At 71.1% G+C, this 26,997-nt stretch carries 29 protein-coding genes (1 of these 29 only partly in view); 7 read left to right on the top strand and 22 right to left on the bottom strand.

Annotated elements, in window-relative coordinates:
* Positions 1 to 74, bottom strand: the 5' end (the start) of a protein-coding gene (locus CKY28_RS12750) for a CBS domain-containing protein (RefSeq protein WP_095998765.1). 355 nt of this gene lie to the left of the window's left edge; only the first 74 of its 429 coding nucleotides appear in the window; the start codon lies at positions 72 to 74; its stop codon lies beyond the left edge, outside the window.
* 158 nt (positions 75 to 232) lie between these two features.
* On the opposite strand from CKY28_RS12750, the gene CKY28_RS12745 reads away from it, so the two are divergent.
* Positions 233 to 514, top strand: a complete 282-nt coding sequence (locus tag CKY28_RS12745) for a hypothetical protein (RefSeq protein ID WP_095998764.1) — start codon at positions 233 to 235, stop codon at positions 512 to 514.
* A gap of 59 nt (positions 515 to 573) precedes the next feature.
* On the opposite strand, the gene CKY28_RS12740 is transcribed toward CKY28_RS12745, so the two are convergent.
* The 4 genes from CKY28_RS12740 to hisS form a co-directional block, all read right to left on the bottom strand.
* Entirely contained in the window at positions 574 to 1,464 is an 891-nt protein-coding gene (locus CKY28_RS12740) for a DUF4167 domain-containing protein (RefSeq protein WP_095998763.1), read from the bottom strand.
* A gap of 253 nt (positions 1,465 to 1,717) precedes the next feature.
* Positions 1,718 to 2,536 (bottom strand): peptide chain release factor N(5)-glutamine methyltransferase, encoded by an 819-nt coding sequence (prmC, locus tag CKY28_RS12735; protein WP_095998762.1) that lies wholly within the window; start codon positions 2,534 to 2,536, stop codon positions 1,718 to 1,720.
* Between the two features lie 113 nt (positions 2,537 to 2,649).
* Positions 2,650 to 3,723: a peptide chain release factor 1 gene (gene prfA, locus CKY28_RS12730; RefSeq protein WP_095998761.1), complete on the bottom strand. Its 1,074-nt coding sequence runs from the start codon at positions 3,721 to 3,723 to the stop codon at positions 2,650 to 2,652.
* Positions 3,720 to 5,024, bottom strand: a complete 1,305-nt coding sequence (gene hisS / locus CKY28_RS12725; protein WP_095998760.1) for a histidine--tRNA ligase — start codon at positions 5,022 to 5,024, stop codon at positions 3,720 to 3,722. The genes prfA and hisS overlap by 4 nt, the downstream gene beginning before the upstream one ends.
* A 104-nt stretch (positions 5,025 to 5,128) precedes the next feature.
* Between hisS and CKY28_RS12720 the strand changes: the two genes are divergently transcribed.
* Together CKY28_RS12720 and ppa are read left to right on the top strand one after the other, a co-directional pair.
* Positions 5,129 to 7,045 carry a M61 family metallopeptidase gene (locus CKY28_RS12720; protein ID WP_095998759.1) on the top strand — a complete coding sequence of 639 codons (1,917 nt, stop codon included), beginning with the start codon at positions 5,129 to 5,131 and terminating at the stop codon, positions 7,043 to 7,045.
* Positions 7,046 to 7,085: 40 nt separating this feature from the next.
* The gene (gene ppa, locus CKY28_RS12715; RefSeq protein WP_095998758.1) at positions 7,086 to 7,655 is read left to right on the top strand and encodes an inorganic diphosphatase; all 570 of its coding nucleotides are present in this window, start codon (positions 7,086 to 7,088) and stop codon (positions 7,653 to 7,655) included.
* A gap of 128 nt (positions 7,656 to 7,783) precedes the next feature.
* Here ppa and CKY28_RS12710 read toward each other — a convergent pair whose 3' ends face one another.
* Genes CKY28_RS12710 through ispG form a run of 5 tightly spaced genes read right to left on the bottom strand, consistent with a single transcriptional unit; the run spans position 7,784 to position 11,206 of the window.
* Positions 7,784 to 8,134, bottom strand: coding sequence for a TfoX/Sxy family protein (locus CKY28_RS12710; RefSeq protein ID WP_095998757.1), 351 nt, complete (start codon positions 8,132 to 8,134; stop codon positions 7,784 to 7,786).
* Positions 8,135 to 8,138: 4 nt separating this feature from the next.
* Positions 8,139 to 8,615, bottom strand: coding sequence for a GNAT family N-acetyltransferase (locus CKY28_RS12705; protein WP_095998756.1), 477 nt, complete (start codon positions 8,613 to 8,615; stop codon positions 8,139 to 8,141).
* A complete protein-coding gene (locus CKY28_RS12700) occupies positions 8,612 to 9,505 on the bottom strand; it encodes a DMT family transporter (protein WP_095998755.1) in 894 nt (297 codons plus the stop codon). The genes CKY28_RS12705 and CKY28_RS12700 overlap by 4 nt, the downstream gene beginning before the upstream one ends.
* Before the next feature lie 34 nt (positions 9,506 to 9,539).
* Positions 9,540 to 10,025 (bottom strand): retropepsin-like aspartic protease family protein, encoded by a 486-nt coding sequence (locus tag CKY28_RS12695; protein ID WP_095998754.1) that lies wholly within the window; start codon positions 10,023 to 10,025, stop codon positions 9,540 to 9,542.
* Between the two features lie 56 nt (positions 10,026 to 10,081).
* A complete protein-coding gene (gene ispG / locus CKY28_RS12690) occupies positions 10,082 to 11,206 on the bottom strand; it encodes a flavodoxin-dependent (E)-4-hydroxy-3-methylbut-2-enyl-diphosphate synthase (protein ID WP_095998753.1) in 1,125 nt (374 codons plus the stop codon).
* Positions 11,207 to 11,268: 62 nt separating this feature from the next.
* Here ispG and CKY28_RS12685 point away from each other — a divergent pair, with 62 nt between their 5' ends.
* Both CKY28_RS12685 and CKY28_RS12680 read left to right on the top strand, forming a co-directional pair.
* Positions 11,269 to 12,198, top strand: a complete 930-nt coding sequence (locus CKY28_RS12685) for an isoaspartyl peptidase/L-asparaginase family protein (protein ID WP_095998752.1) — start codon at positions 11,269 to 11,271, stop codon at positions 12,196 to 12,198.
* Between the two features lie 23 nt (positions 12,199 to 12,221).
* Positions 12,222 to 13,100 carry a S1/P1 nuclease gene (locus tag CKY28_RS12680; RefSeq protein WP_095998751.1) on the top strand — a complete coding sequence of 293 codons (879 nt, stop codon included), beginning with the start codon at positions 12,222 to 12,224 and terminating at the stop codon, positions 13,098 to 13,100.
* Positions 13,101 to 13,214: 114 nt separating this feature from the next.
* Here the strand turns inward: CKY28_RS12680 and CKY28_RS12675 are convergent, their stop codons facing one another.
* The 10 genes from CKY28_RS12675 to CKY28_RS12630 all read right to left on the bottom strand — a co-directional run bounded on the left by CKY28_RS12675 (position 13,215) and on the right by CKY28_RS12630 (position 22,578).
* Complete coding sequence (locus CKY28_RS12675; protein ID WP_095998750.1) at positions 13,215 to 14,180, bottom strand: mechanosensitive ion channel family protein; 966 nt, start codon at positions 14,178 to 14,180, stop codon at positions 13,215 to 13,217.
* 176 nt (positions 14,181 to 14,356) lie between these two features.
* Positions 14,357 to 14,881, bottom strand: a complete 525-nt coding sequence (gene pal, locus CKY28_RS12670; RefSeq protein WP_095998749.1) for a peptidoglycan-associated lipoprotein Pal — start codon at positions 14,879 to 14,881, stop codon at positions 14,357 to 14,359.
* Between the two features lie 49 nt (positions 14,882 to 14,930).
* Positions 14,931 to 16,331, bottom strand: coding sequence for a Tol-Pal system beta propeller repeat protein TolB (gene tolB, locus CKY28_RS12665; RefSeq protein ID WP_095998748.1), 1,401 nt, complete (start codon positions 16,329 to 16,331; stop codon positions 14,931 to 14,933).
* An 8-nt stretch (positions 16,332 to 16,339) separates the two neighbouring features.
* The gene (locus tag CKY28_RS12660) at positions 16,340 to 17,296 is read right to left on the bottom strand and encodes a cell envelope biogenesis protein TolA (protein WP_095998747.1); all 957 of its coding nucleotides are present in this window, start codon (positions 17,294 to 17,296) and stop codon (positions 16,340 to 16,342) included.
* A gap of 4 nt (positions 17,297 to 17,300) precedes the next feature.
* A complete protein-coding gene (tolR, locus tag CKY28_RS12655) occupies positions 17,301 to 17,747 on the bottom strand; it encodes a protein TolR (RefSeq protein WP_095998746.1) in 447 nt (148 codons plus the stop codon).
* Positions 17,748 to 17,751: 4 nt separating this feature from the next.
* Positions 17,752 to 18,444 (bottom strand): protein TolQ, encoded by a 693-nt coding sequence (gene tolQ, locus CKY28_RS12650; RefSeq protein ID WP_095998745.1) that lies wholly within the window; start codon positions 18,442 to 18,444, stop codon positions 17,752 to 17,754.
* Entirely contained in the window at positions 18,441 to 18,911 is a 471-nt protein-coding gene (ybgC, locus tag CKY28_RS12645; protein ID WP_095998744.1) for a tol-pal system-associated acyl-CoA thioesterase, read from the bottom strand. The genes tolQ and ybgC overlap by 4 nt, the downstream gene beginning before the upstream one ends.
* Positions 18,912 to 18,964: 53 nt before the next feature.
* Complete coding sequence (locus CKY28_RS12640) at positions 18,965 to 19,633, bottom strand: hypothetical protein (RefSeq protein ID WP_245841834.1); 669 nt, start codon at positions 19,631 to 19,633, stop codon at positions 18,965 to 18,967.
* 75 nt (positions 19,634 to 19,708) lie between these two features.
* Positions 19,709 to 20,695, bottom strand: a complete 987-nt coding sequence (locus tag CKY28_RS12635; RefSeq protein WP_095998742.1) for an NAD(P)H-dependent flavin oxidoreductase — start codon at positions 20,693 to 20,695, stop codon at positions 19,709 to 19,711.
* A 629-nt stretch (positions 20,696 to 21,324) separates the two neighbouring features.
* Positions 21,325 to 22,578 (bottom strand): aspartate kinase, encoded by a 1,254-nt coding sequence (locus CKY28_RS12630; RefSeq protein WP_095998741.1) that lies wholly within the window; start codon positions 22,576 to 22,578, stop codon positions 21,325 to 21,327.
* Between the two features lie 52 nt (positions 22,579 to 22,630).
* Here CKY28_RS12630 and ubiG point away from each other — a divergent pair, with 52 nt between their 5' ends.
* Positions 22,631 to 23,362, top strand: a complete 732-nt coding sequence (ubiG, locus tag CKY28_RS12625) for a bifunctional 2-polyprenyl-6-hydroxyphenol methylase/3-demethylubiquinol 3-O-methyltransferase UbiG (RefSeq protein ID WP_095998740.1) — start codon at positions 22,631 to 22,633, stop codon at positions 23,360 to 23,362.
* An 8-nt stretch (positions 23,363 to 23,370) separates the two neighbouring features.
* Positions 23,371 to 24,801 (top strand): glycosyltransferase family 39 protein, encoded by a 1,431-nt coding sequence (locus tag CKY28_RS12620; protein WP_095998739.1) that lies wholly within the window; start codon positions 23,371 to 23,373, stop codon positions 24,799 to 24,801.
* Here CKY28_RS12620 and CKY28_RS12615 read toward each other — a convergent pair.
* Positions 24,749 to 25,927 (bottom strand): glycosyltransferase, encoded by a 1,179-nt coding sequence (locus CKY28_RS12615; protein WP_095998738.1) that lies wholly within the window; start codon positions 25,925 to 25,927, stop codon positions 24,749 to 24,751. The genes CKY28_RS12620 and CKY28_RS12615 overlap by 53 nt on opposite strands.
* Positions 25,928 to 25,961: 34 nt before the next feature.
* On the bottom strand, positions 25,962 to 26,924 hold the full coding sequence (locus tag CKY28_RS12610; protein WP_095998737.1) for a hypothetical protein: 963 nt from the start codon (positions 26,922 to 26,924) through the stop codon (positions 25,962 to 25,964).
* Positions 26,925 to 26,997 lie beyond the last annotated feature (73 nt).

The raw sequence follows: 26,997 nt of genomic DNA, 5'->3' as shown, positions 1-26,997 counted from the left end.
CCCGACACGCTCGCCGACGGCGGCAGCGTCACCACCTCCGAGCCCTTGGTCCTGAGGATAGCCGCGATCGTCATGGTTTACTCCTCCGCCTCGTCGTCATGCGCCACGCCGTCGAACGGAATCGGCTGCGCCGATCCCGCCGTCCACCGTGGCGAGTCCCCGCTCCGCTTGCGCGGAGCGAGGCCGCCCGCACATGCTTGAGAAAAGCACGGACGCGCCCCATTGGCAAAGCATGGATGACCGGCAGCCCCGCGGTTTGGGCGATCCCGATTACGCCCGCCACGCCTGGGCGCGCTTCCGCCACCTGATGGCCTGGATGGTCGCGCTCGCGGCGGCGATCTCGGCGGCGGTGATCGTCGTCCTGGCGGAGCTGCAGGGCCCGCTCAGGATCGTGACCATGCTGGCGGTGCTGGGCGGCGTCGGCGGCTCGGTCGCCATGGCCGGCGCACTGATGGGCTTGGTGTTCATGAGTTCGGGGACGGGCCACGACGAGGACGTCGACCGGCTCGACTGAACGAGAAAGGCCGGCCCCGCACCGAGCGGAACCGGCCTTTTATCGCCGATGCTAAGCCGTCACTCGGCGGCCGGAACCTCCGCCGCAGCCCGAGGCCGCCGTCGGCGCGGCTTGGCCTCGGCGGGCTCGTCCGCGTCGTTGGCCGGCGCCCCCAGCGCGGGCGGCAGGCGGTCGGCGTCGAAGCCGGCCGGCTCCTCGGCCACCTCCTTGCGCGGACGGCCGCGACGGCGCGCGGGCTCGCGCACCTCGGTCTCCGGCTCGGGCAGCGGCAGGTCGGGCTCGACCGCTTCCGGCGCGGCGGCTTCCTGCGGCTCGGCGCGATGCTGGCCGTTCATCCGCTCGCGATCGCGATAGTCCCGGTCGTCGCGGTCGCGGCGCGGGCGGCGCTCCTCGTCGGCCCGGCGCGAACGGCCCTCCCCCTGCTCGCGACGCGGGCGGCCTTCCTCCCCAAGCTCGCGACGCGAGCGGCTCTCGTCATCGTCGCGGCGGGGGCGGCGATCGTCGAAGCGGCGGCGCTCCCCGTTGCCGTTGTCGCCGTCGCGGTTGTCGCCGCGGGCCGGGGCCATGGGCTGCTCGCCGGGACGGATCGCGTCGCCCTCGTCACCGTAATCCTCGCCGTCGGCGCCCTCGCCACCGAAGCCGCCGTCCTCGTCGAACTGCTCCTCGCGCGCGCGCTGCTGGCGCTGCTGCTCCTGGAAGTTGGGACGGGTCTCGGCCAGCACGCGGTAATAATGGTCGGCGAACTGGAGGTAATATTCGGTCTGGACGCGGTCGCCCTGGCGCTGCGCATCGGCCGCCAAGCTCTTGTACTTCTCCCAGAGCTGGTTGGCGTTGCCGCGCGCACGGTTGTCGATGCGGTTGCCGCTGTTGGGATTGCCCCCGCCGCCGCCACCGCCCTGGCGCTGCCCGCCGCGACCCCGCCTGCGGCCCTGCTGCCGATTGTTGATCATGCGTGTTCCTGTCCGTGAACCACTATTCTTTGCTCCCGTGCACGCGGTGCAAAATGGGGCTGCGCGCTTCCTCGCGGCCCCGTATCGGCCCTAGCCTCATCACGCGCCGAACCTTTCGCGGCGCGAACGATCAAGGATGCAGGCGAGCGCCCGTTTCAACAACTTGTGTCGAAGTTGCGGGTCCCCCGCGCTTTCCATAGCGACGCCGGGCCCGATCCTACAAGGGGGAATATGGGAGCGGCGTCGTCCGGCTTCAAGGCGTTGCCACGAGGCAACGGTCGCGCCCGCCCAGGTCCTGACGTAGATCAACGGTCAAGCCCTCCGCCCGGAATGGCGCAGCCGCGCTCTCGCCCTGGCTCGACCCGATCTCGATGCAGGCCACGCCCCCCGGCGCGATCCGCCGCGCGATGATGGGCGCAAGCGCGCGATACTCGTCTAGCCCGTCCGGTCCGGCGTAGAGCGCGGAGGCGGGCTCGTACTCCGCGACCTCGCGCGCCAGCTCTTCCGTGTCGGCGATATAGGGCGGGTTGGAGAGCACGAGGTCAAACGTGCCCTCCACCGCGTCCCACCCACCCTCGACGAATCGCGCGCGCGCCTCCACCCCCAGCAGCCGCGCATTGTACCGCGCCACCGCCAACGCTTGCGGCGACCGGTCGACGCCCACTCCGCCGGCCTCCGGCCATTGGTCCAACGCCGCGAGCAGCAGCGCGCCCGACCCGGTGCCGAGGTCGAGCACGGCGCGCGGGCTCCGCTCGCCGAAATGCTCGACCGCCGCCTCCATCAGCGTCTCGGTATCCGCGCGAGGCACCAGCACGCCCGGCCCGACCGCGAGCTCGATCGTCCAGAAGGCGCGTACCTCCGTGATGTAAGCGACCGGCTCATGCGCGGCGCGGCGCTCCACCAGCGCGGCGAACCCGTCGGGCGCGGGATCGTCCAGCCGCCCGAGCAGCAGCGCCTCCCGCGTGCAGCCCAGCGCGTGCGCCATCAGCAGCTCCGCGTCGAGCCTGGGCGTCTCCGAGAAGCCGAACCGCGCGGCGGCGTGGGAGATCGCCTCCCTGACCTTCCCCGTCATGCCGGACTTGTTCCGGCATCCATCGTTGTGCGGGCGATCCGCTCGGCGTGCGCGGACCACGACGGACCCCGGAACAAGTCCGAGGTGGCGAAGTGGAACGACTGCGAGTTCACTTACGAGTCAAGCGACGCCAGCCGCTCCGCCTCATCCTCCGCGCTCAGCGCCCCCACCAGCTCGTCCAGCTCGCCCTCGAGTATCTCCGGCAACCGATGCAGCGTCAGGTTGATGCGGTGGTCGGTCACGCGCCCTTGCGGGAAGTTGTACGTGCGGATCCGCTCCGACCGGTCGCCCGATCCCACCATCGACCGCCGCGCGCCCGCCCGCTCGCTCTGGAGCCGCTCGCGCTCGGCCTCGTAGAGCCGCGTGCGCAGCACCTTCATCGCCTTGGCGCGGTTCTTGTGCTGCGATCGCTCGTCCTGCTGGATCACGACGATGCCCGTCGGAATATGCGTAATGCGCACCGCCGAGTCGGTCGTGTTGACGTGCTGCCCGCCCGCGCCGCTGGAACGGTAGATGTCGACGCGCAGGTCCTTGTCCTCGATCTGCACGTCGACCTCTTCGGCCTCCGGCAGCACGGCGACGGTCGCCGCGGAGGTATGGATGCGCCCGCCCGCCTCCGTCACCGGCACGCGCTGGACGCGGTGGACGCCGCTCTCGAACTTCAGCTTGGCGAACACGCCCTGCCCGGCCACGGAGGCGACGACCTCCTTGAACCCGCCCGCCTCCGACGCGCTCGCCGAATGGAGCTCCACGCGCCAGCCCTGCCGTTCGGCGTAGCGCTGGTACATGCGGAACAGGTCGCCCGCGAACAGCGCCGCCTCGTCGCCGCCCGTGCCGGCGCGGATCTCCAGCATCGCCGCGCGCTCGTCCGCCGCGTCGCGCGGCAGCAGCGCCAGCGCCAGCCTGCGCTCCGCCTGCTCCAGCGCCGCCCGGTTCTCGTGCAGCTCCTCGGCCGCCAGCGCGCGCAGCTCGTCGTCGCCGTCCTCCGCCATGAAGCGCAAGCTCTCGGCCTCGGCACGCAGGCGGCGCACCTGCCCCGCGGCCTCGGCGACGGGCTCCAGCTCGGCATACTCCTTGGACACGGCGACGAAGCGGTCGCCCGGCAGGTCGCCCGTCGCCATCATCGCCGACAGCTCGTCCCGCCGCGCCTCGATCTGCGCAATCCGTTCGGGGGAGATGGTGGTCATGCCATCCGCTTCTCTAAAGTGATGAAGCGAGTGCTGGGGTCGTCCCATACAGCAAATCTTTGCGAGAGCGCGTCCTTCACGCGTGAACGAACCGGCGCGGCCCCCCCAACAAGATCACGCAAGCGGAGAGCGGCCACGTAAAATTCGTCACCTACCTCAACGTTCAACACGCGATGAGCGCCTGAGCGGCGTGCCCGGTCGAAGCGCTTCTTTTCAGAACCGCCAAAGGCCATCTCTGCGCGAATTCCGCGCTGCCGCAATAAAGCGAGCACTTCTGTCGCTATTCCCACAGAATCGTCGTGACTTGGGACGACAGCAAGCTCAGGCTGCTCTGCCGTCGGCTCCTCGACTAACATCGCCAATCGCTCCACCCCCGCGGCCCAGCCCACGCCCGGCGTCGGCAGCCCGCCCAGGCTCTCGATCAGCCCGTCATAGCGCCCGCCGCCCAGCACCGTGCCCTGCGCGCCCAAGCGGTCGGTCACGAACTCGAACGCGGTGTGCCGGTAGTAATCGAGCCCGCGCACCAGCCGCGGGTTGCGCGTCCACCTCACCCCCGCGCTGTCCAAGCCCGCGGTCACCGCGTCAAAGAACGCCCGCGCCTCCGCCGTCAGGAACGCGTCGATGTCCGGCGCGCCGTCCGCCACCGGCCGGTCGCGCGGGTCCTTGGAGTCGAGGATGCGCAGCGGGTTCTTCTCCAACCGCGCGACCGACTCCTCCGACAGTTGGTCGCGGTGCGAGGCGAAATGCGCCACCAGCGCCGCCCGCCACGCGTCGCGCGTCTCCGTGTCGCCCAGCGTGTTGAGCTGCAACGTCACCTCGTCGCCGATGCCGAGCTCGCGCAGCAGCTGGTCCGCCATCACCAGCAGCTCGACGTCCGCCGCCGGCTCCGCCGCGCCGATCACCTCCGCGTCGATCTGGTGGAACTGCCGGAACCGCCCCTTTTGCGGCCGCTCGTAGCGGAACAGCGGCCCGCTCGTCGCCAGCTTCATCGGCGCATGCTGCTGCCAGCCGTTGGTGATGAACGCCCGCGCGATCCCCGCCGTGAACTCTGGGCGCAGCGTGATCGAGTCCCCACCCCGGTCCTCGAACGTGTACATCTCCTTCGATACCACGTCCGTCGTCTCGCCGATCGAGCGCGCGAAGACCTGCGTGTCCTCGATCACCGGCACGTCGACGCGCCCGAAACAGTATAGCCGCCGCACGCGCTCGAACGTCTCGAGCACATGCGCGAAGCGGCGCTGGTCTTCGCCGAATATGTCCTGGGTGCCGCGAACGCGGTTCGGGGTCTGAATACGGGCCATGAAGCGCGGGTTATTAGGGGCCGGACCCGCGGGCCGCAACGGGCTGGACTGTTGACCTTTCGCCCGCCTAAACCGCGCCGAAACAATATCCCGAGAGGCCGTCCTTGATCCGCACCGTCCTGTCCGCGTTCCTCGCCGCCGCGTCCGCCGCGGCACTCGCCCAAGTCCCCGTTGGCAACTCGGCCCCCCAGCCCGTCCCGTACGTCGACCCGATCCCGCAGCCGCGCGACGTGCCCTATCCCGGCGTGATCCAGCTCCAGGTCGACGCGACCGACGTGACGCGCGGCATCTGGCGCGTGCGCGAGACGATCCCCGTGCCCCAGGCCGGGCGCATGACGCTGCTCTACCCCAAGTTCCTCCCCGGCAACCACGCGCCGCGCGGCGAGATCGAGAAGCTGGCCAGCCTGGTGGTCCGCGGCAACGGTCAGGTAATCCCCTGGACGCGCGACCCCGTCGACGTCTACGCGTTCCACCTGGACGTGCCGCAGGGCGTCCAGCAGCTCGACGTCTCGTTCGACTTCCTCTCCGCCACCAAGCCCGACCAGGGCCGCGTCGTCGCCACGCCCGCCATGCTAAGCCTCCAGCCCGAGCGCGTCAGCCTTTACCCCGCGGGTTACTTCGTCCGGCAGATCCCCGTCCGCATGACGGTTAGGTATCCGGAGGGCTGGACCGCCGTCTCCGCCGTCCCCGCGCAGCGCGCCGGGGCGACCTACACCTACAACCAGGTCAACTACGAGACGCTGGTCGACTCGCCGATCGTCGCGGGCCGCCATTACAAGGAATGGGCGCTCAGCCCCCGCGTCGACCTCAACGTCTGGGCCGACACGGCCGCCGAGCTGGAAGCGAAGCCCGACCAGATCGAGGCGCACCGCCGCCTCGTCGACCAGTCGCTCAAAGCGTTCGGCGCGCGCCATTACGACCGGTACGAGTTCCTCTTGACCATCTCCGACCAGCTCGGCGGCATCGGCCTGGAGCACCACCGCTCGTCGGAGAACGGAGTGAACCCCGGCTATTTCACCGACTGGGAGAACTCGGTGGCCAGGCGCAACCTCCTGCCGCACGAGTTCGCGCATAGCTGGGACGGCAAGTTCCGTCGCGGCGCGGACCAGTGGGCGCCCGACTACCGCACGCCGACGCGCAACTCACTGCTCTGGGTCTATGAAGGCCAGACGCAGTTCTGGGGCTACGTCCTCCAGGCGCGCTCGGGCATCGTGTCCAAGCAGGACACGCTCGACGCCTATGCGCTGATCGCCGCCAACCTCCAGAACGCGGTCGGCCGCGAATGGCGTCCGCTGCTCGACACGACCAACGATCCGATCATCTCCGCCAGGCGACCCAAGGGTTGGTCGAGCTGGCAGCGGTCGGAGGATTACTACAACGAGGGCCTGCTGATCTGGATGGAGGTCGACGCGATTCTGCGCCGCGAGTCGCGCGGCCGCCGCTCGATCGACGACTTCGCCAAGGCTTTATTCGGCATCCGCGACGGCGACTGGGGCGTCGTCACCTATACGTTCGAGGACGTGGCGGAGACGCTGAACCGCATCCAGCCGTACGACTGGGCGGGGTTCCTGCGCACGCGGATCACAGAGACGGGCAAGCCCGCGCCGGTGAACGGCTTCGAGATGAACGGCTACCGCCTCGTCTACACCGCGGAGCCGACGGGCTACTTCTCGAAAGCGGAGCGCGCGCGCAACGTCGCGGACCTCAGCTACTCGATCGGCCTCGTGCTCAACCGCGAGGGCGAGGTGACCGCGTCGATCTGGAACAGCCCCGCCTATCGCGCAGGGCTCGACGTCGGCACGGTGGTGAGTGCGGTCAACGGCCAGACCTACTCCGCCGACCGCCTAAAGGCCGCGGTGGTGGCGGCCAAGGGTACGCGCGACCCCATCCGGCTGCTTGTCCGATCGCAGGACGGGGTGCGCGAGGTCGCTGTCGACTATCACGACGGTCCGCGCTACCCGCGCCTACAAAAGGTCGGGACCGGAGAGGCGGGACTCGATCGGCTACTTTCCGCCCGCTGACGCGGGGCCGGCGCCGCCACCAACAAAAGGGTGACATACATTGCGCATTGACCTGATCCCGGTGGGGAAGTCCCCGCCCGACGACCTTAACGTCATCATCGAGGTGCCGACCGGCGGCGAACCCGTGAAGTACGAGTTCGACAAGGCTAGCGGCGCGCTCTTCGTCGACCGTATCCTCCACACGCCCATGCGCTACCCGGCGAACTACGGCTTCGTGCCGCACACGCTCTCGCCCGACGGCGATCCCCTGGACGCGCTGGTCGTGGCGCGCTCGCCCTTCATCCCCGGCTGCGTCGTCCGCGCGCGCCCGATCGCGGTGCTGAACCTGGAAGACGAGGCCGGCGGCGACGAGAAGCTCGTCTGCGTGCCGGTGAACGAGACCTTCCCCTACTACGCCGACGTGATCGAGCGCGAGGACCTGCCGGAGATCGTGTTCCAGCAGATCGAGCACTTCTTCACCCACTACAAGGACCTGGAGAAGAAGAAGTGGGTCCGGATCGGCACCTGGGGCGGCCGCGAGGAGGCTCGGCGGATCACGATGGAGGCCATCGACCGCTATAATGCGGAGAAGGCGAAGGGGGTTGAAGCTCCGGGGATGGAAAAGGCGTAAGCGCAGGGCGGCTTGCGCCGACTCGGCGCAAGACTCGCCCAAGCTCGGCCAGCGTGGCAAACTGCGCCATAAGGCGCGGCTTCGCCGCGACTGACGGCGCGAGCGGGGATTGCGCCAGCGAAGGGCGCTCAGCCCTTCTTCCGCTTCGCCGGCCCCCTCCGCCCGGCCTCCAACGCCAGCCCCGCCCAGTGCCGCAGGCTATCCGCGTCGTCGTACACGTCGTTCGGCGCGCGTCGGTAGTTCATGCTCCCCGTCCGCCCCTCGCCCATCTCGTAGGTGAAGCGCGGGCACCCCGCCGCGTCCCACTCGGCGTCGCTGACCTTGTCCGCCTTGAACCACAGCGCGTCGTCGCCGACGATCGCGAACACCACGCCGTCGCAGTAGAGCGTCGCCCCGCCCATCATGGGCCGGTGCGTGACGGGGCCGACCGGCTCCATCGCCTCGGCCACCCAGTCCACCAGCCCGCGATTGAACGCCATCAGGCTACGCCCCCGCCAGTCGCCGGAGCGCGTCGCCGCTCACCCGCTGCACCGTCCACTCCTCCATGCCGACCGCGCCCAGCGCACGATAGAACGCGATCGCGTCCGCGTTCCAGTCGAGCACCGCCCACTCGAACCGTGCGCAGCCCCGCTCCAGCGCCACGCGCGCGAGGTGTTGCAGCAACGCCCGTCCTACGCCCCGCCCCCGCGCCGCGGGCGTGACGTACAGGTCCTCCAGATACAGCCCGGGCCGCCCCGTCCAGGTCGAGAAATTGTAGAAGAATAGCGCGAAGCCGACCGGCTCGCCGTCCAACTCCGCGATCACCGCCTCGGCCGCCGGGTCCGGCCCGAACAGCGCGTCGCGGAACTCGGCCTCGCCCGCTTCCACCGCGTCCGGCTCGCGCTCGAACGCGGCCAGCTCGCGCACGAACCTGAGCACCAGCGCCTCGTCGCCGGGCCGGGCCGGCCGAATCGAGATCATGCGCCCGCCTCCGACTGCGGCGCAGACCCCGCGGCCTTCCGCACCGCGATCAGGCACCCCATCACGATCAGCGCCGTTCCCGCCACCGTGTACGCCGTCACCAGCTCCCCGAACGCCAGCCACCCGAACAACGCCGCCCAGACGAAGGCGGTGTACTCGACCGGCGCCAGCACCTGCGCCTCGGCATGTGAGTACGCCCAGGCGAACATGATCGACGACACCGTGCCCAGCACGGCGGCCGCGACCACCATCGGCGCGAGCGCGGTCGTCGGCGCGCCCGACCACCACGGCGCACCCGGCAGCAGCATGCCCCCCATCACGAGCCCGGTGAACAAGGTCACCTCGATCGGGTCCGCCGCCTGCGCCTGCCGGCGTAGATAGACTAGGCTGACGGCGTAGAAGATCGACGCCACGAACACCGCCAGCGCGCCGAGCACGCTGTCGGTCGACGCGTTCCGCTCCACCTCACCCCAGGCGATCACCAGCACGCCGGCGCCCGCCACGAGCGAGCCGTAGATCGCCGCCCGCCTGATCCGCTCGCCCAGCACCGCGCCCGCCAGGAAGATCGCGATCAGCGGCGCGAGGAACGTCAGCGCCACCCCCTTCGCCATCGGGATGCGCGCCAGCCCCCAGAAGAAGAACAGCACCGACGTCCCCGCCGTCAGCCCGCGCAAGGCATGCAGCTTGAGCGCTTCGGGCCCCGGCCAGCGCCCGCCCCTGCCCAGGAAGATCACGCCCGATAGCGCCACCCCGACCCAGGACCGCCACAGCACCGCGCTGTACGCGCCCGCCTCGATCGACAGCGCCTTCATGAACACGTCCATCGCGGCGTAGGTGCCGACCGCCGTGCACGCGACCGCGAAGGCCAGAGGAGCGGAGACGGAACGCATGTCGGGCGGGCCATAACCGGCCGCCCGGTCCGGGTCACCCCGGGTTGAGCGTCATCGTGTCGCCCTTGATCTCCACGTTCATGATGCGGAGGAAGTTCTGGCCCAGGAGCGAGATCTCGCCGCCGTCGAGCACGACCGCCTTCAGGCCGGTGGCCTCCTTGCCGTCGAGCGCCACCTCGCCCAGCGTCACGACCTCGCCCCGGACCACGCCGCCTGCGCCCTGCCCGATCGGCTCGAACCGCGCCGGGTCAAAGGCGACGCCCGCCTTTCGCGCGTCGGCGACCGACAGGGCGACGGTGGACGCGCCCGTGTCGACGATGAAGCGTACCGGCTGACCGTTCACCTCCACGGTCGCCCAGAAATGTCCGCCGTCGCCGCGCTGGAGCACGGTCGGCCGCCGCGTGTCGTCGCGCTCGGCCGGCGCGGCCGGCGCGGCGGCGACCGGCCGGGGCGTCGGCGCCGGCATGGAGGCGCCGATCGCCACGCCGATGACGACCACGATGGCGAGCGCGAACTTCATGCGCCCCGCTTAGCCGCGGACCGCTCAAATCCGCGCTAAGCGGGATGGTTAACGGCTCACTCCGCCGCCAGCGCCCGAGCGCGCTCGTCCGCTTCGATCTCCGCCGCCTTGGCCTCGACCAGCCGGACGATGTGGTCGACCATGCCTTCGTCCTGGACATGGTGGTCGGTCACGCCCGACAGGTACACCATATGCCGCCCGTTGCCCCCGCCGGTGACGCCGATGTCCGTCTCCCGCGCCTCGCCTGGGCCGTTCACGACGCAGCCGAGCACCGACAGCGACATGGGCGTGCGGATGTGCTGCAGCCGCTCCTCCAGCGTCTGCACGGTCCGAATCACGTCGAAGCCTTGGCGCGCGCAAGACGGGCAGGACACGACGCGGACGCCGCGGTTGCGGATGCCGAGCGCTTTCAGAATCTCGAAGCCGACGCGCACCTCCTCCTCGGGCTCAGCCGACAGGCTCACGCGGATCGTGTCGCCGATGCCGAACCAGAGGAGCGAGCCGATGCCGATCGCGCTCTTGACCGTGCCGCCGACGAACCCGCCCGCCTCCGTGATGCCGAGGTGCAGCGGGCAGTCCACCGCCTCGGCGAGCTGCTGGTAGGCGGCGACCGCCAGGAACACGTCCGACGCCTTCACCGCGACCTTGAACTCGTGAAAGTCGTGGTCCTGGAGCAGCTTGATATGGTCGAGCGCGCTCTCGACCAGCGCCTCCGGGCAGGGCTCGCCGTACTTCTCGAGCAGGTCGCGCTCGAGCGAGCCGGCGTTCACGCCGATGCGGATGCTGCATCCGTTCGCCTTGGCGGCGTTGACCACCTCGCGCACGCGTTCCGCCGAGCCGATATTGCCGGGGTTGATGCGCAGGCACGCAGCCCCCGCGTCCGCCGCCTCCAGCGCGCGTTTGTAGTGGAAGTGGATGTCGGCCACGATCGGCACGCGGGCCGCGCGCGTGATCCGCCGGAGCGCCTGCGTCGACTCCACGTCCGGGCACGACACGCGGATGATGTCCGCCCCCGCCTCTTCGCAGCGCCTGATCTGGTCGAGCGTCGCGACCGCGTCGGCGGTGGGCGTGTTGGTCATGGTCTGGACGGTGACGGGCGCGTCGCCGCCGACGGGCACGTTCCCGACCATGATCTGGCGCGAAGGACGGCGCTGGATGTCGCGCCAGGGACGGATGGACATGGGGCACATATATAGCCTAGCCGCGCCCGCTCATACCCCTGCACCGAAAGCGCACGCGGCTGATGCAAGATCTCGACGACGATTGGACGCTGGTGATCCACGGCGGCGCGGGCGTGATCCATCCCGACCACATGCCCCCCGGCCGCGAGGAGGCCGCGCGCGCCGGCCTGCACGCCGCGCTGGAGGCGGGCGCGGCGGTGCTCCGGAACGGCTGGCCCGCGCTCGACGCGGTGGAGGCCGCGATCCGCGTGCTGGAGGACGATCCCTGCTTCAACGCCGGCCGCGGCGCCGCGCTGACGCACGACGGCGCGGTCGCGCTGGACGCGTCGATCATGGAGGGCGCGGGCCGTCAGGCGGGCGCGGTCGCGGGCGTCTCGCGCACGCGCCACCCCATCCAGCTCGCGCGCGCGGTGATGGAGCGCAGCCCCCACGTCTTCCTCGCCGCCCCCGGCGCCGACCGGTTCTCGCTCGAACAGGGGTTGGAGCAGGCCGACCCCAACTGGTTCGTCACGCCCGAGCGCCAGGACCACTTACGCGAGCTGCTCAGCACCGACGCCGACCAGTACGACGTCGAGATGAAATACGGCACGGTGGGCGCGGTCGCGCGCGACCGGCGCGGGCACGTCGCCGCCGCGACCTCGACGGGCGGCGTCACCGGCAAGCGCTGGGATCGGATCGGCGACTCGCCGGTCGTGGGCGCCGGCACCTGGGCCGACGACCGCGCGGGCGCGGTGTCGTGCACGGGGTCGGGCGAGCAGTTCCTGCGCGCCGGCACCGCCCACGCGATCGCCGCGCGCATGCTCTACGCCGGCGAAACGCCCGACGCCGCCGCCCGCGCGGTGATGGACGAGGTGCGCGCGCTCGGCGGCACGGGCGGCGTCATCGTCGTCACCCCCGCGTGCGAGGGTATCTGGCACTTCACCACGCCCGGCATGTACCGCGGCCGCGTCTCGTCGTGGGACCAGGCGGAGGTCGCGCTGTACCGCGACTGATTCGGCGGCTAGGGGCCGCGCGCATGAGGTTCCTCCCCGTGCTGCTCGCGGTTGTCGGGCTGCTCTTCTCCGCCCCTGCCCACGCCTACGGCTTCTTCGCGCACGGCCGCGTGGCCGAGATCGCGCTCCTCAACGCCCAGCCGGAAACGGCGGCGCGGGTACGCGCGATGCTCCGCCGTACGCCGCTCCTCGAGACCCCCACCTGTCCCGCGCTAACGCCCGACGGGGCGAGCGTCTGGGCCGACTGCGTCCGCAACCTCGGGCAGCGCTTCAGCTACTCGGCGCCCTGGCACTATCAGAACGTCGACATCTGCCGCCCCTTCGACCCAAAAACCGCGTGCCGCGACGGCAACTGCGTGTCGGCGCAGATCGATCGCCAAGTGAAGCTGCTCCAGGACCGCAGCGTACCGGCACGCGAGAAGGTCCAGGCGCTCGTCTTCCTCATGCATTTCGTCGGCGACCTGCACATGCCGCTCCACGCCGGCGACCGCGGCGACCGCGGCGGCAACGACGTGGACGCGGCTTACGGGGCCTACAAGCCCGAGTGGCTCAACCTCCACGCCATCTGGGACAGCCCGCTCGCCGACCGTGCGATCACCACGCCGCCGTCGATCGTACGGCGGTACGACGCGGCCGAAGAGGCGCAACTCGCCGCGGGCACGACCGAGGACTGGAGCCGCGAAGCCTGGGCGGTCAGCCGCGACGTCGCCTACACGCTCGCCCTGGGCGACCCTTGCGGCCCCAAGCCGACCGCCCGCGTCCAGCTCGACGAGGCGGAGATCCAGGCCGCTATCGAGCCGCAGCGCCTCCAAGTGCAGCGCGCCGGCCTACGCCTCGCCCGACTGCTCGACGAGGCGCTCGACCCGGCGAAGGCGTTCACGCCCGAGCCGCGCCGCCGCTGAGGAGCGGAAAGCTTCGTCTTTCATCCGTCATGCCGGGCTTGACCCGACATCCACGCGCGTGCGTCCGCTCGCGAGCGACCTTCGCGAACGAGGGCGCCGCGCATGGATCCCGGCTCAAGGCCGGGATGACGCAGCGGAGAGGGCCGTCGGTTGCTCCCGCCGCGGCCGGGGCGGCGCGTCGCCCGCCGGCCAGCCCTCGCGCTGGCGGGCGCGGTCGCCGTCCACCTCCTCCGTCTGATCGTGGAACAGCAGCACTTGCGTCGGGAAAGGCAGATCGATCGCGTGCTCCTTGGCGGCTTCGAAGATCGCCTGGATCACCTTCGCCTTGACGTGGACGATCTCCGTGCGCTTCGATCCCGTCCACCAGCGGGCCCGCAACGTGACGGTGCTCTCGTCCAACCCCCAGGCCAGCACCTCGGGCGCAGGCTCGTCGGCGACCTCGTCGATCGCCGCCATCGCCTCGCCGAAGACCCGGATCGCGAGGTCGACGTCGTCGCCGTAGCCGATGCCGACGTCGAAATGGTCGCGCCGGATCGGGAAGGCCGTGTTGACCGTCACCGGGCTCGTATAGATGTCCGCATTGGGGATGATGACGCGCCGGCCGTCATAGGTTTTGATGTGCGTGGCGCGGCTCTCGATATGCTCGACCGTGCCCTCGAAATCCTTGACGACGATCTGGTCGCCGCGCCGGAACGGCCTGCGCAGGAGCAGCAGCACGCCCGCGAATAGGTTCTGCAGAATGTCTTTGAACGCGAAGCCCACCGCGACCGAGCCGATGCCGAGCGTCGCCAGCGCGTCCGCCGGGTTCACCGACGGGAACACGATCACGCACGCGACGAGCGCGGCCGCGGTCATGATCCCGCCGAACGCCAGAGAGCCGAGTACCGTGCCGAGGTCCACCCGGTCGCGCCGCCGCCCGAGCCGCCGGACGGCGCGCTGCGCGAGCTTGGCGACGCCGTAGGCGACAGCCAAGAAGAGGATCGCCGCGACGATGTTGGGCAGCTGGAGGAAGAAACCCTGCCACCAGCCGTTGAGCTTGGCCCAGATGAGTGTGGCGGGCTCGCGTACGACTCCGTTCATTATGGCAGAAACGCAGGCGTAACGGTCAGGTTGCCTCTGAGCCCTCTCCCGCCGGGAGAGGGCGGCGACGCCGCGCAGCGGCTAGCGGGTGAGGGTGAGTGACGCACCCAAGCGCTCACCCTTCCGCGGCGCTGTCGCGCCGCTCCCTCCCTCTCCCGATGGGAGAGGGACTGGGGTCACTGCCCGATTATGACAGTCACCGCCCGCCGGTTCCGCGCCCAGCTCCCCTCGTCCGAGCCGAGCGCCACCGGCCGCTCCTTGCCGTAGCTGATCACGCTGATCCGCGCCGGGCTGACGCCGCGCGCCGCCAGGTAGTTCTTGGCCGCGTTGGCGCGTCGATCGCCCAGCCCGAGGTTGTACTCGCGCGTGCCGCGCTCGTCGGCATGGCCCTCGATCGTGATCCGCACGTTCGGGTAGCGGTTCAGCCACTCGACCTGGCTGTCCAGGATCGATCTGGCCTGCGCGTCGATGTCGTACTGGTCGAGCGCGAACAGGATCGTGTTCGACGTCACCGACCGCTGGAAGTCCGCGTCCGACCCCGGCACGACCGCGCCGCCCGCCGCATTGGGGTCGGCCACCCCCGCGCCCGCGTCCGCGCCCGATCCGACGGGGGCGGGCGGCAGCACTTCGGGGCGCTTCTTGGCGCATGCGCCCAGCGACAGGAGCGCCGTCGCGGCGATCAGGGTGATGGTCCTCGTCATATCAAACTCCCTTTGTATTTCCGCCCTGCTGTCACGCCCCCGCGATCCTTCAAGGCCTGAGCGGTCCCCAGGCCGGGTCCGACCCGTCGAGCGGCGTCGGGATGCGCCGCTCGTTGACGCCCGTCAGGTCCACCATCCACAGGTCCGCCTTGCCGCTCGTGCCGCGGCCGGACCGCAGAAAGGTGATCACGCGCCCATTGGGTGCCCAGCTCGGCCCCTCGTCCTGCCAGTCGTCGGTGAGCAGGCGCTCGCCCGACCCGTTCGGCGTCATGACGCCGATACGGAAGCCGCCGCCGAGCCTGGTGAATGCGATCAGGTCGCCGCGCGGGCTCCACACCGGCGTCGCGTAGCGCCCGCCGCCGAAGCTGATGCGCTGCTGGTTCGACCCGTCGGCGTTCATGACGTAGAGCTGCTGCCCGCCCGAACGGTCGCTCTCGAACACGATGCGCTGGCCGTCGGGCGAGTAGCTGCCGCCCGTGTCGATGCCCGGCGAGCTGGTCAGCTGCTGCGGCTGCCCGCCCTGCGCCGACACTCGGTACAGGTCCGTGTTGCCGTTCCGCGCCATGGAGAAGAGGATGTAGCGCCCGTCCGGCGAGAAGCGCGGCGCGAAGGTCGTGGCGGCGTTCTGCACCACCAGCCGCTGCCGCCCCGAACCGATGTCGTACACGTAGATGGCCGGCGTCTTGCCGATGTAGCTCATGTAGACGATCGACTGCTGGTTGGGCGCGAAGCGCGGCGTCAGCACGATCGACTGGCCATTGGTCAGGAAGCGGTGGTTCGCCCCGTCCTGGTCCATGATCGCCAGACGTTTGATGCGGCGGTTCTTCGGCCCCGTCTCCGAGACGTAGACGACGCGGCTGTCGAAATAGGCGCCCTCGCCGGTCAGCCGCGTATAGACCATGTCCGCGCACTTGTGCCCCGCGCGCCGCCAGTCGGACGGACTGACCACGAAGCCCTGCCGCGTCAGCTCCGCGCGCGTCGACACGTCGTACAGGTAGCAGCCGACCGTCAGCGTGCCGTCGCCGTTCGCGCGCACGAAGCCCTGTACCAACGCCTGCGCGCCCGTGCCGCCCCAATAGTCGAAGGTCGGCGCGGTCACTTCCGGGAACGAAGGCTGGCGCAGCTGGCCGGGCGAGAGCGGGTCAAACAGCCCCGAGTTGCGCAGGTCGTTGCCGACCACCTCGGCCAGCTGCCGCCCGAGCGCGTCCGTCGAGCCGGCGGGCGTCTGCGCCACCGCGGCCGCGGGCATGACAGGGATGGCGATGGACAGCTGCGCGCCCGGCTGCACGCCGCCCTCCACGTCGACCACCAGCTCCTCCTGCTGCGCCGGCTGCGCTTGCGCCGGCGCCTGCTGCAGGGCGGGCTGAGGCGGCGGGGCCTCCTGGACCGCCGGGACCGAGGCGGTGCCGACGAGGAGCATTAGGCTAAGCGAGAGAACGGGCGCGATCATGGTGGTCCTCAACCGGGAAGCTTGTAGCGGAGCGTGAAATTCGACCAGCCGCCGGGCACGTCGTACAGCTCGGGCGGCAGGCCGCGAAGGGGGGCGCAGCCGACGAACGCGGCGACCGCGAGGTCCTCCACGCGGTCGACATAGCGGCGGTTGTCGTCGTCCACGCCCGTGCTCCCGCGCACCGTGGGCCGGCTGGCGAGCGAGCCGTCACGGTTGATGCGCAGGTTGATCGCGACGCGGATCCGCTCCGCGCCGGGTCCGGGCGAGACCTGGCGGTTGGCGCAGGGCTGGATCTGCCGCTGGATCGCCGCGCCGATGTTGGCGGCTTGTTGCGCACCGACGCGGGTGGCGGGCGGGTTCGGGTTGGTCGAGCGCGACGGCTCGGCCGACAGGCCCTTCAGGAAATCGTCGCCGAGCCGCGACCCGCGCGGGCGTGCGGCCGCGGCGGTCTGCGTCGACCCCGTCCCCTTCTTGGCGGCGGCGGTGGTCGTCGGCTTGGGCGCGGCGGCGGCCTGCTTTGGCGCGGCCTTTGGCTGCGCCTGCTTGGGCGCCGCCTTGGGCTCCGCGGCGGGGCGCCGCGGCTGCTTGGGCGCGGCCTTCGGAGCGGCTTTTGGCTGAGGTGCGGGCTTAGGCGGCGCAGGCTGCGGCCGGGGCACGGGCGCCGGTGCGGGAAGCGGCGGAGCCGGTTGCAGCTTGGGTGCGGGCTCGGGCGGGGCTGGCGCGGGCTCGGGCGGCACCGCGTCCTCCGGCGGACCCTCTTCCGGGGCGATCGACTGCGCCGGATCGGCGGCGGGCGCGGGCGCGGCCGATTCGAGCGCCACGTCCTCGACCAGGCTCACCTCGACCGGCGTGGCGCGGAGCTTGTCCGGATTGGGCGTCGCGAGAAAGCCGACCGACAGCAGCCCGAAGAGCACGAGGTGCCCCGCGGCGGCGACGCCCAGCCCGACCTTCTCCGCGCGCTCCATGGGACTAGGAGCCCTCCTCCACCGTCACCAGCGCGACGCGGTTGAGCCCGGCGCGGTTGAGCTCGCCCATGACGCGCATGACGCGGCCGTAATCGAGCCCGCGGTCGGCGCGCAGGAACACCTGCGGCGGGCGTCCCCCCGCTCTGGCACCCGAGCCGGCGCTCGCGATCCGCTCGAGCCTGGCGGGCAGGTCCGCTTCCGCCAGCTCCGTGTCGTCCACGAACAGCTTGCCCGCGCGGTCGATGGAGATCTGGACGGGCTTATCTTCAGTATCGAGCGGCTTGGCGCGGCTGTCGGGCAGCTCCACCGGCACGCCCGCGGTCAGGAGCGGTGCTGTCACCATGAAGATGATCAGCAGCACCAGCATCACGTCGACCAGCGGCGTCACGTTGATCTCCGCCATCGGCGCGCGCCGGCCGCGCCCCGAGCGCGAGGGCAGGTTCATGGCCATGCGCCTAGCGCGCCCCGTCGAGCTGCCGGCTCAGCGTGGCGTGGAAGCCGTCGGCGAAGCGGTTGAGGCTCGCCTCCACGCGGTTCACGCCGTGGCTGAAGCGGTTGTACGCGATCACCGCCGGGATGGCGGCGAACAGGCCGATCGCGGTCGCGAACAGCGCCTCCGCGATGCCGGGCGCCACCACCGCGAGCGAGGTGTTCTGCGCCGACGCGATCGACGTGAAGGAGCGCATGATGCCCCACACCGTGCCGAACAGCCCCACGAACGGCGCCACCGATCCCACGGTCGCCAGGATGTTCAGGCGGTCGGACAGGTGGTCGATCTCGGCTGCGACCGACGCGCCCATCGCGGTGGCGAGCCGCTCGCGCGTGCCGCTCTTGTCGATCGGGCTCGCCGCGGTGGAGTTGCGCCATTCGGACACGCCCGCCGCGAACACGCGCGCCGACGGCAGCTCGCTCGTCCCGTGCACCTTGTAGAAGGCGTCGATGTCGTCCGCGGCCCAGAAGTCGCGCTCGAACTTCGCCATCTCGCGCCGGGTGCGCGCGACACGCCGGGAAAAGGCGATGATGATCGCCCACGTCCAGATGCTGGCCAGCAGCAGGCCGATCATCACGGCCTTCACCACCCAGTCCGCCTGGAGGAAGAGCGCCACGGGCGAGAGCGTCGCCGCGTCGGTGTTGAAGAACGGGTTCATCGGTGTGAGGCGCCCCCTTGGCCCAATAAGTCCCTGTACTTGGCGACCCACTCCGCCGGTTGGCGCCGCGGCCGACCGTCGGGCGCGACCAGCGCCGCCACGACCTCCGCTTCCGCCAGAATGGCCTCGCCCCGCATGACTGCTTGATGAATGACGACGTGCGCTGCGTGCACGCTCTTGGGCCGCGACACCACAACCAGCGCGTCGTCCAGCTTGGCCGGCGCGCGGAAGCGCATGTCGAGCCTGGCGACCGCGTAAGCGCCGCCGCCCGACTCCATCGCCGCGCGCTGGTCGATGCCGGCCTGGCGCAGCAGCTCCGACCGCGCCCGCTCCATGAAGCGCAGGTAATTGGCGTGGTACACGATCCCCGACAAGTCCGTGTCCTCGAAATAGATGCGCACCGGGAAGCGGTGCTCGCCGCCCACGAAGCGTCCTTCCGCAGGCAGATCGAGCCCGTCGTTAACCATCGGCCGGGCGGTTTAACGGCTTGGGAAACCGGCGCAACCCGGTTGGGTCGGGCTCAGGGCAGGCGCAGCACCTTCGGGTCGACCTCGATGCGCGGCGCTCGCGCGAGCGCCACGGGCAGGCTCTGCGTGCGCCATGCGTGGTAGGCCGCGTAGAAGCCGGTGAACGGCCGGTCCAAGTCGGCGAGCCGTGCATGAGCGAAGGCGGGCAGCTCTTCGGCAGGCACCGCCTCAAGCTCCACGAGCAGCGCCTCCGACGCCGCGCAGAAGCCCTCGCGCGGCGGCGACTGCGAGAAATAGTTGTAGAGCCGCGTCATCGCCGAGTCCCAACGGGCCTGCCACTCGGCCCGGGCGGCGGCGCGATACTCCGCCTCGTACGCCTTCTGCGCCTGCGCCAGCGCCGCCTTTTGGCTCGCGAGCAGCACGTTGTAGCGCGCGATCGTCGCCGTCTCGCCCGGTCCCCGGCACGCCAGCGCCGCAACGTTCAGCCCGCCGCGCAAGTGCCACAGCGCGCCCGCAGGCGAGAGGTTGCGGTTCGGCGTCGGAAAGCTGCCGTCAACGAGCGGGAACGGCACGTTCATCCCCGGCGACGCGCCCGGCGGTAACGGAACGGGCGCGGGCGTCGGGCTCGGCGCGGGCGAAGGCGCCTGCGCAACCTCGACGGGCGCGGGGCGCACGACGCAGGCGGTCAGGCAACAGGCGAGCAGGATCGGGTATCGGCGCACGGCCACGCACTCCATCGCTGTCCCCCGTGGGCGACATGATGGAGAGGGAATGGTTAAGTTCGGGTAACCGCGATCTCACGCCGCCCGCCGGTCCAGCGCCCCCGCGGCCTCCTCCATCAGCTCGGCGACGATCGCCGCGGCGGGCTCCTCGCGCGTGACCATGCCGACCGACTGGCCCGCCATCACGCTCCCGTGCTCGATGTCGCCGTCGATCACGGCGCGGCGGAGCGCGCCCGCCCAGTAGTGCTCGATCTCCAGCTGCGCCTCCGCCATCACGACCGCCTCCTCGTCCAGCCTCTGGGCGACTTCACGCTGCTTGGCGGTGAACAGCTCGGAGCCGGCGTTCTTGAGCGCGCGCACCGGGATGACGGGCAGCCTGGGGTCGATCTGCACGCTCGCCACCGCGTCGCGGGCGCTCGCGCGGATGAAGGCCTGCTTGAAGCGGGGATGCGCGATGCACTCGGTCGCGCAGACGAAACGCGTGCCGAGCTGCACGCCCGCAGCCCCCATGTCGAGATAGCCCGCGATCGCCTCACCCCGCCCGATGCCACCCGCGACAAAGACGGGGAGCTGGTCGGCGATCACCGGCAGCATCTCCTGCGCCAGCACGCTGGTCGACACGGGGCCGATATGCCCGCCCGCCTCCATGCCCTCGATCACCAGCGCATCCACGCCCGAACGGATCAGCTTCTTGGCCAGGCTCAGCGCGGGCGCGAAGCAGATCACCTTCGCGCCCGTCGCCTTGATCGCCTCCAGCGACCCCTTGGGCGGCAACCCGCCCGCGAGCACGACGTGGGTGACGCCGTGACGCCCGCACACCGCGATCAGCTCCTGCAAGGCAGGATGCATGGTGATCAGGTTCACGCCGAACGGCCGGTCGGTCATCGCCTTGGTCGCGGCGATCTCCGCGTCGAGCAGTTCCGGGCTCATCGCCCCGCACGCGATCACCCCGAACGCGCCCGCGTTGGACAAGGCGGACACGAGGTTCCGCTCCGACACCCAGGACATCGCGCCGCCCATGATGGCGACCTCGCTTCCTAGAAAAGTCGCGCCGCGCGACATGCGCCGCTGAAGGCGCTCGCGGCCGAGGGCAGAAGTGGCGGGACGGGCGAGAGTGTCAGTCATGCGGCACGACCTAGCGGCGCATGGTCCGGCCGCCAAGCGGGGCGGAAGTACACTAAAGTACACGCCAAGAACGCCGGTCGGACGCGGCCGGGCTGGGCCGCGACACCGAACAAGTTGACGCGGGTTGAGGCCCGAACACTTCCCGGAGCCGGAAGCGCCCACGACGCCGCGGCGACGCGCCCGCCAAGCCACGAATAGGCGACAGGCGCGCAACACGGACGCGACACCGACGCGTCGCCCGCGCTGCGCCCGCGCGCCGGGTGAGCGACGGCGTAGCGCCGCGCCCGCACCGGTACGCGCCCGCTTCGCCGCACGTCGCTGCTCCGATCGAGGGTGAGCGTGGGTACGCGCGACGATGGAGGGTGATGATACTGGGTCGAGTCGGGCCGGGGCATGACGGATACGCTGGCACGGGCAGGCGCTTGTAGGACAGGGAAAATGGAGGTGGCGGCGATGTCCGACGTTAGGCCCGCCGCGGCGAAGCCGCGTCGTCGGACGGGTTCGGCAGGCCGACCCGCCGGCCGGGCTTGGGCGTCTCGCTTCGAGCTTCGCTCGGCGCGTGCGCCCTACGCCGCATCCAGCCCGTATGCCGTGTGCAGCACGCGCACCGCGAGTTCGGTGTAATCCTCCTCGATCAGCACGCTCACCTTGATCTCCGACGTGGAGATCGCCTGGATGTTGATCCCCCGCGCGCCCAGCGTCTCGAACATGGTCGACGCCACGCCGGCATGGGAGCGCATGCCGACGCCCACCACGCTGATCTTCGCCACGCGCGTGTCGTGGACGAGGCGCTCATAGCCGATCGCGTCCCGCGCCTGGTTCAGCGTCTCGATCGACCGCGCCAGGTCGGCCTGCGGCACGGTGAAGGTCACGTCCGTCGACCCGCCCGTCGCATGGGCGATGTTCTGGATGATCATGTCGACGTTGATGCCGGCCGCCGCCAGCGGCGCGAAGATCGCGGCTACCGCGCCCGGCTTGTCGGGCACCGCCGTCAGCGTGATCTTGGCCTCGTTCTTGTCGTGCGCGATGCCCGTGATGAGCTGGCGTTCCACGTCGTCGATCTCCTCTTCGCCCACGATCATCGTGCCGGGCAGCGTGTCCGCCATCGGCGCGTCCGCGCCGGTGAAGGAGGACAGCACCTGCACGCGCACGCCCTCCTTCATCGCCAGCCCCACCGAACGCGTCTGGAGCACCTTGGCCCCCACGCTCGCCAGCTCCAGCATCTCCTCGTACGTCACCTTGGACAGCTTGCGCGCCCTGGGGACGATGCGCGGGTCCGTGGTGTAGACGCCGTCCACGTCCGTGTAGATGTCGCAGCGGTCGGCGCGCATCGCGGCGGCGACCGCGACCGCGCTCGTGTCCGACCCGCCGCGGCCCAGCGTGGTGACGCTCCCCTCCTGCGTCACGCCCTGGAAGCCGGGAATCACCACCACCTCGCCCCTTGCCAGCGCCGCGTCGAGGCCGTCGGTGTCGATCGTCCCGATCCGCGCCGTGCCGTGCGCGTCCGAGGTGCGGATCGGCAGCTGCCAGCCGAGCGCGCTGCGGGCCGGCACGCCCAGCGCCTGGAGCGCGATCGCGAGCAGCCCGCTCGTCACCTGCTCGCCCGACGACACCACCACGTCATACTCGCGCGGGTCGTAGAGCGAACTCGCCTCGCGGCAGAAGCCGACCAGCCGGTCGGTCTCGCCCGCCATGGCCGAGACGACCACCGCGACCTGGTTGCCCGCGTCCACCTCGCGCTTGACGCGGCCCGCGACCGAGCGGATGCGCTCGATGCCGGCCATCGACGTGCCGCCGAACTTCATCACGATGCGCGCCATGCGGCTCCAGTCCCCCTTGGGTGCGGCGAACGCGCCTGATAGGGCGCGCGCCATGAGCATGGCAAGCGAGGGAACGGTCAGGCCGGACGAGGCCGCGCACTTCGGGCGGCTCGCGGCCGATTGGTGGGACCCGCGCGGATCGTCGGCGCCGCTGCACCGGCTCAATCCGCCGCGCCTCCGGTACATCCGCGAACAGGCCGACGCGCATTGGGGGCTGGACCCGCGCTCCTTCCGGTCGCTCGCGGGCAAGCGCGTAGCTGACGTGGGCTGCGGCGCGGGGCTGCTCGCCGAACCGCTCGCCCGGCTGGGCGCGGCCGTGACCGGCATCGACGCCGCGCCCGAGCTGATCGAGGCCGCCCGCGCGCACGCGGCAGCGGGCGGGCTGTCGGTGGATTATCGTCCGGGCGGCATAGAGGCGCTGGCCGGCGAGCGGTTCGACCTCGTCGCCTCGTTGGAGGTGATCGAGCACACCGCCGACCCGGCCGCGTTCGTGCGCGGGCTCGCGGACGCGCTGGTGGAGGGCGGGCTCATGATCCTCTCCACGCCCAACCGCACCAGCCTGTCGCGCCTCGCCATGATCACCGTCGCGGAGGGCACCGGCATGATCCCGCGCGGCACGCACGACTGGACGCGCTTCCTCCGCCCCGAGGAGCTGACGCGCTTGCTGGAGGAGGCGGGCCTGAGCGTGCGCGACGTGACCGGCCTGTCCTACACGCTCTCGCGCGGGTTCCAGCTCTCCGGGTCAACCGAGCTCGACTATTTCGTGACGGCGGTGCGGGCCTGACGAGTCTGATGCGAGCCGCTTGCTGGGCCGCCCTCACCCTCCTCTTCGCGCTTCTCTCCCTCGCCCGCCCCGTCGATCACGACGAGTCGCAGTACGTCGCCGCGACCGTGCTCGCCGCGAAAGGCCTGCTGCCCTATCGCGACTTCGCCTATCTTCAGACGCCGCTCCAGCCGCTGCTCTTGGCACCCGTCGCGTGGATCGCTGGCGCGTGGACCTGGCCCGCGCTGCGCCTCGTCAATGCGGCCCTCGGCGCGGTCGCGGTCGCCGGCGTCCACCGTGCCGCACGCGAGAGCGCCGGCCCAGGCGCCGCCCTGATCGCCGCCGCGCTGTTCGCCGGTTGCGATGTTCTCCTCTTCAGCATCGGCACCGCCCGCAACGACGCGCTCCCCGCCGCGCTGCTGGCGAGCGCGCTGCCGCTCGTCGTCCGCGCCGAGCAGGAACGGGGCACGCGCACGCACGCCGTCCTAATCGGCCTGCTGCTCGCCGGGGCCGCCGCAGCGAAGATCTCCTATGCGCTTCCCGCCGCCGCCTACGGCCTGTCGAGCCTCGCGCGCCGCCGCCACCACCCGCCCCACGTCGCGCTCGGCGCGTCCTTGCCCGCCGCGCTGGTCGCCTGGACCTACCTGCTCGCGCCCGAAGGCTTCGTCTTCGGCGTGCTCGACTTTCCCGTCCGCGCGCCGCTCGACTGGTACGCCGACCGCCCCGTCAAACTGTCGCTCGCCGTCAAGCTGCTAGATGCGTTCAAATTCCTTGCGCTGGGCGCGAGCCTGCCCGCGCTGCTCCTCGTCGCGCGCCGCCTCCGCCCGTCCGCGCTCACCGTCCTGCTCGCCGCCGGCCTCGTCGCCGCGCTGCTGCCCACGCCGACATGGCGTCAGTACCTGCTGCCGGCGCTGCCGCCGCTGTTCGTGCTGCTCGCGATCCGCCTGCACGAGCGCCCGCCCGGCCCAGCCTGGCGCATCGCGCTCGCCGTCTTCGCCGCGGCCGGCCTCGCACCCACGGTTGCGGCGCTCGCCGGCCAGGGCCTGTTCTTGGCGCAAGCGATGCGCCAGTCCGCCGCGGTCCGCGCGACGCTAGACCGGCTGGCCATCCGTGGCCCCGTCGCGACGCTCTCGCCCCAGTTCCTCCCCGCTGCCGGCCGGCTCCCCACGCCCGAGTTCGCCACCGGCCCCTTCTACTTCCGCAGCGACCGCCTGCTGGGCGAGGTCGCCGAGCGCCGCCTCCGCCTCATCTCCCGCAGCCGCCCGCGCCTCCCAGGCTCGGCGGTGCTCGTCGGCGGCGAGGGCCGGCATACATCCGGCAGCGACCTGCTCGACGCGCAGCTGGCGCAGGTCGCGCGTCAGGCGGGCTGGCGCGAGGTCCCAGTGCCCGGCACGCGCTTCCGCGTGTTCACGCCGCCAGCTTACGCCGCGCCGCGACCAGTTCCGCATAGTAATCCATGAGGTCGGCCGCGTGCTCGCGGTCGGAGCGCACCCGCGCCGCCGCGGCCACCGCCGCCCGCCGCAGCATCTGCCGGTCGCGCGCGTAGAGGCGCGCGATCGCCTTGGCGCCCGAGGCGGCGTTGCGCGGCTCGTACATCTCGGACGAGTGCGGGTCCGCCACCTCGGCGCAGCCGCCGCTCGCGGGCACGATCAGCGGCAGGCCCGACGCGATCGCTTCCGACGCTACGAGCCCGAACGGCTCGCCCTCCGACCCGTGGATCAGCGCGTCGCAGCTCGCCATGATCCGCGCCAGCCGCTCGCGGTCGTAGACGGGGCGGAACAGCCGGATATGCGGGGATCCCGCGATCCGCTTCTCCAGCTTGGGCGTCAGCTTGCCGTGGCCCAGCATCATCAGCCCCACCGGCAGGCGCGCGCCGGCGCGTTCGACGGCGTCGATCACCACCGGCCAGCGCTTCTCGGCGTGGTGCCGCCCCAAGCCCAGCAGCAGCAGCCCGTCCTCGCCCAACCCCAACTGCCCCAGCATGGCGCGCCGCAACCCTTCGTCGCGCAAACGCGGCGAGAAATGCCCGCGCTCGATGCCCAGCGGCATGGCGGCGTCGATGCGCAGGCCCCGCGCGCGCAACCGCTTCTCCAGCGCCGGCCCGTTGGTCACCACCGCGTCGTACAGCTCGAGGAAACGGCCCATGTACCGCGTGTACCAGCCGAAGGCGCGCTCGATCCGCTCGTGGCTCGCCACGTCCTCGAACCAGCGCTGGGCGTAGGCGGCCATGTTGTCGTTGTGCATGAAGAAGACCTTGACTGCGCGGCCTTCCCACTTGCCCACGAACCAGGCGGGCCGCCACGGCGACGAACACTCGACCACGTCCGGGTCGAGTTCGTCGAGCAGCGCGGTCATCGCCTCCTCATCCCAGAACAGCCCGTAATTGTCGTCAAAGGGCAGACGCGGCGATTTGAGGTAGTGGATGCGGCCGCCGCCCGGCCGTTCCTCGACTTGGGTTTCGCGGCCGGGCGCGACGACGATCAGCTCGTGGCCCATCTCGGCGAGCAGGCCCATCTTGCGCTCCAGATAGGTGCGCACCCCGCCGCCGGTGGGCGAATAGAATTCGTTGACGTCGACGATCCGCATCGCGGCCTGGCCCCTCCCGATCCCTCGGCGGCTTCTAGAGCGCCCGGCCGCGGGTCGCCAGATGGTGCAGCCCGAACGCGGCGATCAGCACTACGTGCACGACGAGCGTCAGCGCCGCGGTGAACGCCATCAGCTCGGACAAGGCCTGGTCCTGCCCGATGATCACGATCGCGAAGTTCGCGAACAGGAGGTCCTTGTTGGGCACCAGCGGCAGCCTGGAGACGAGCAACCGCCCCGCCGCCAGGAACAGCCACATCGCCACCGGCACCTCGGGAAGGGCGAAGTGCCACGCGAGCGCGATGAACACCGTCCCCGCCACGAGCCGCACCACGTGCGCGTTGAAGATCCACCAGAGCTCGGGCCGCGGCAGCGAGAAGACGCGCCGCGAAAAGATCAGGAACGGCAGCGACATCGCCACCAGCACCACCGCCGACCCCGCCGCCGTGTCGCGCATCGCCTGGGGCAGCAGCTCGTGGCCGAGCGGCACGGAGAGCGCCATCAGCAGGAGCGTCATCGCGTTCCCCGCCACCGCCGACAGGATCGAGACGTCCTTCACAGCGCCGAACGGCGCGGCCACCACCGTCGCGTTCGCGCGCGCCCAGGCGTAGAAATAAGCCTCGCCCGAGTAGGAGAAGAGCACCTCGTTCGCGATGCGCTTCTTGATCGTCGCCGCCAGTCCCGCGGGCGGCACGCCCCATAGGCGGCGGAAGATGAGATAGTCGGCGACGGGCAGCGAGAAATAGAGAGCTACGAAGAACAGGTAGAAGAGCGGGCTCGTCGGCACCGCGCCCGTCAGGTCGTCCAATCCGCCGCCGAACAGCTCGCGGCCGAGCCCGATCACCATCAGCACGGTAAGGCCTGCGCCCAGGATCGCGGGCCAGCGGCGCTTGGCGGCGCGCAACGGCTCCAGGCCGATCGCGACGGCGGCGTCGGTGGGCGGAACGGCGGGCGCGGCTTGTGCGCGGTCCAGCCCTTTACGTTCCTGCTTCCAGTCCATCCGTCGTCCGAAAGGGGTTGGGGGGAAAGATCGGCCGGCGCGAGGCCGTGGCCGGTGCCCGAAGCGCGCAATG

It is taken from the genome of Sphingomonas lenta, assembly GCF_002288825.1.
Classification (GTDB): domain Bacteria; phylum Pseudomonadota; class Alphaproteobacteria; order Sphingomonadales; family Sphingomonadaceae; genus Sphingomonas; species Sphingomonas lenta.
This window is presented reverse-complemented; position numbering and strand designations above follow the sequence as displayed.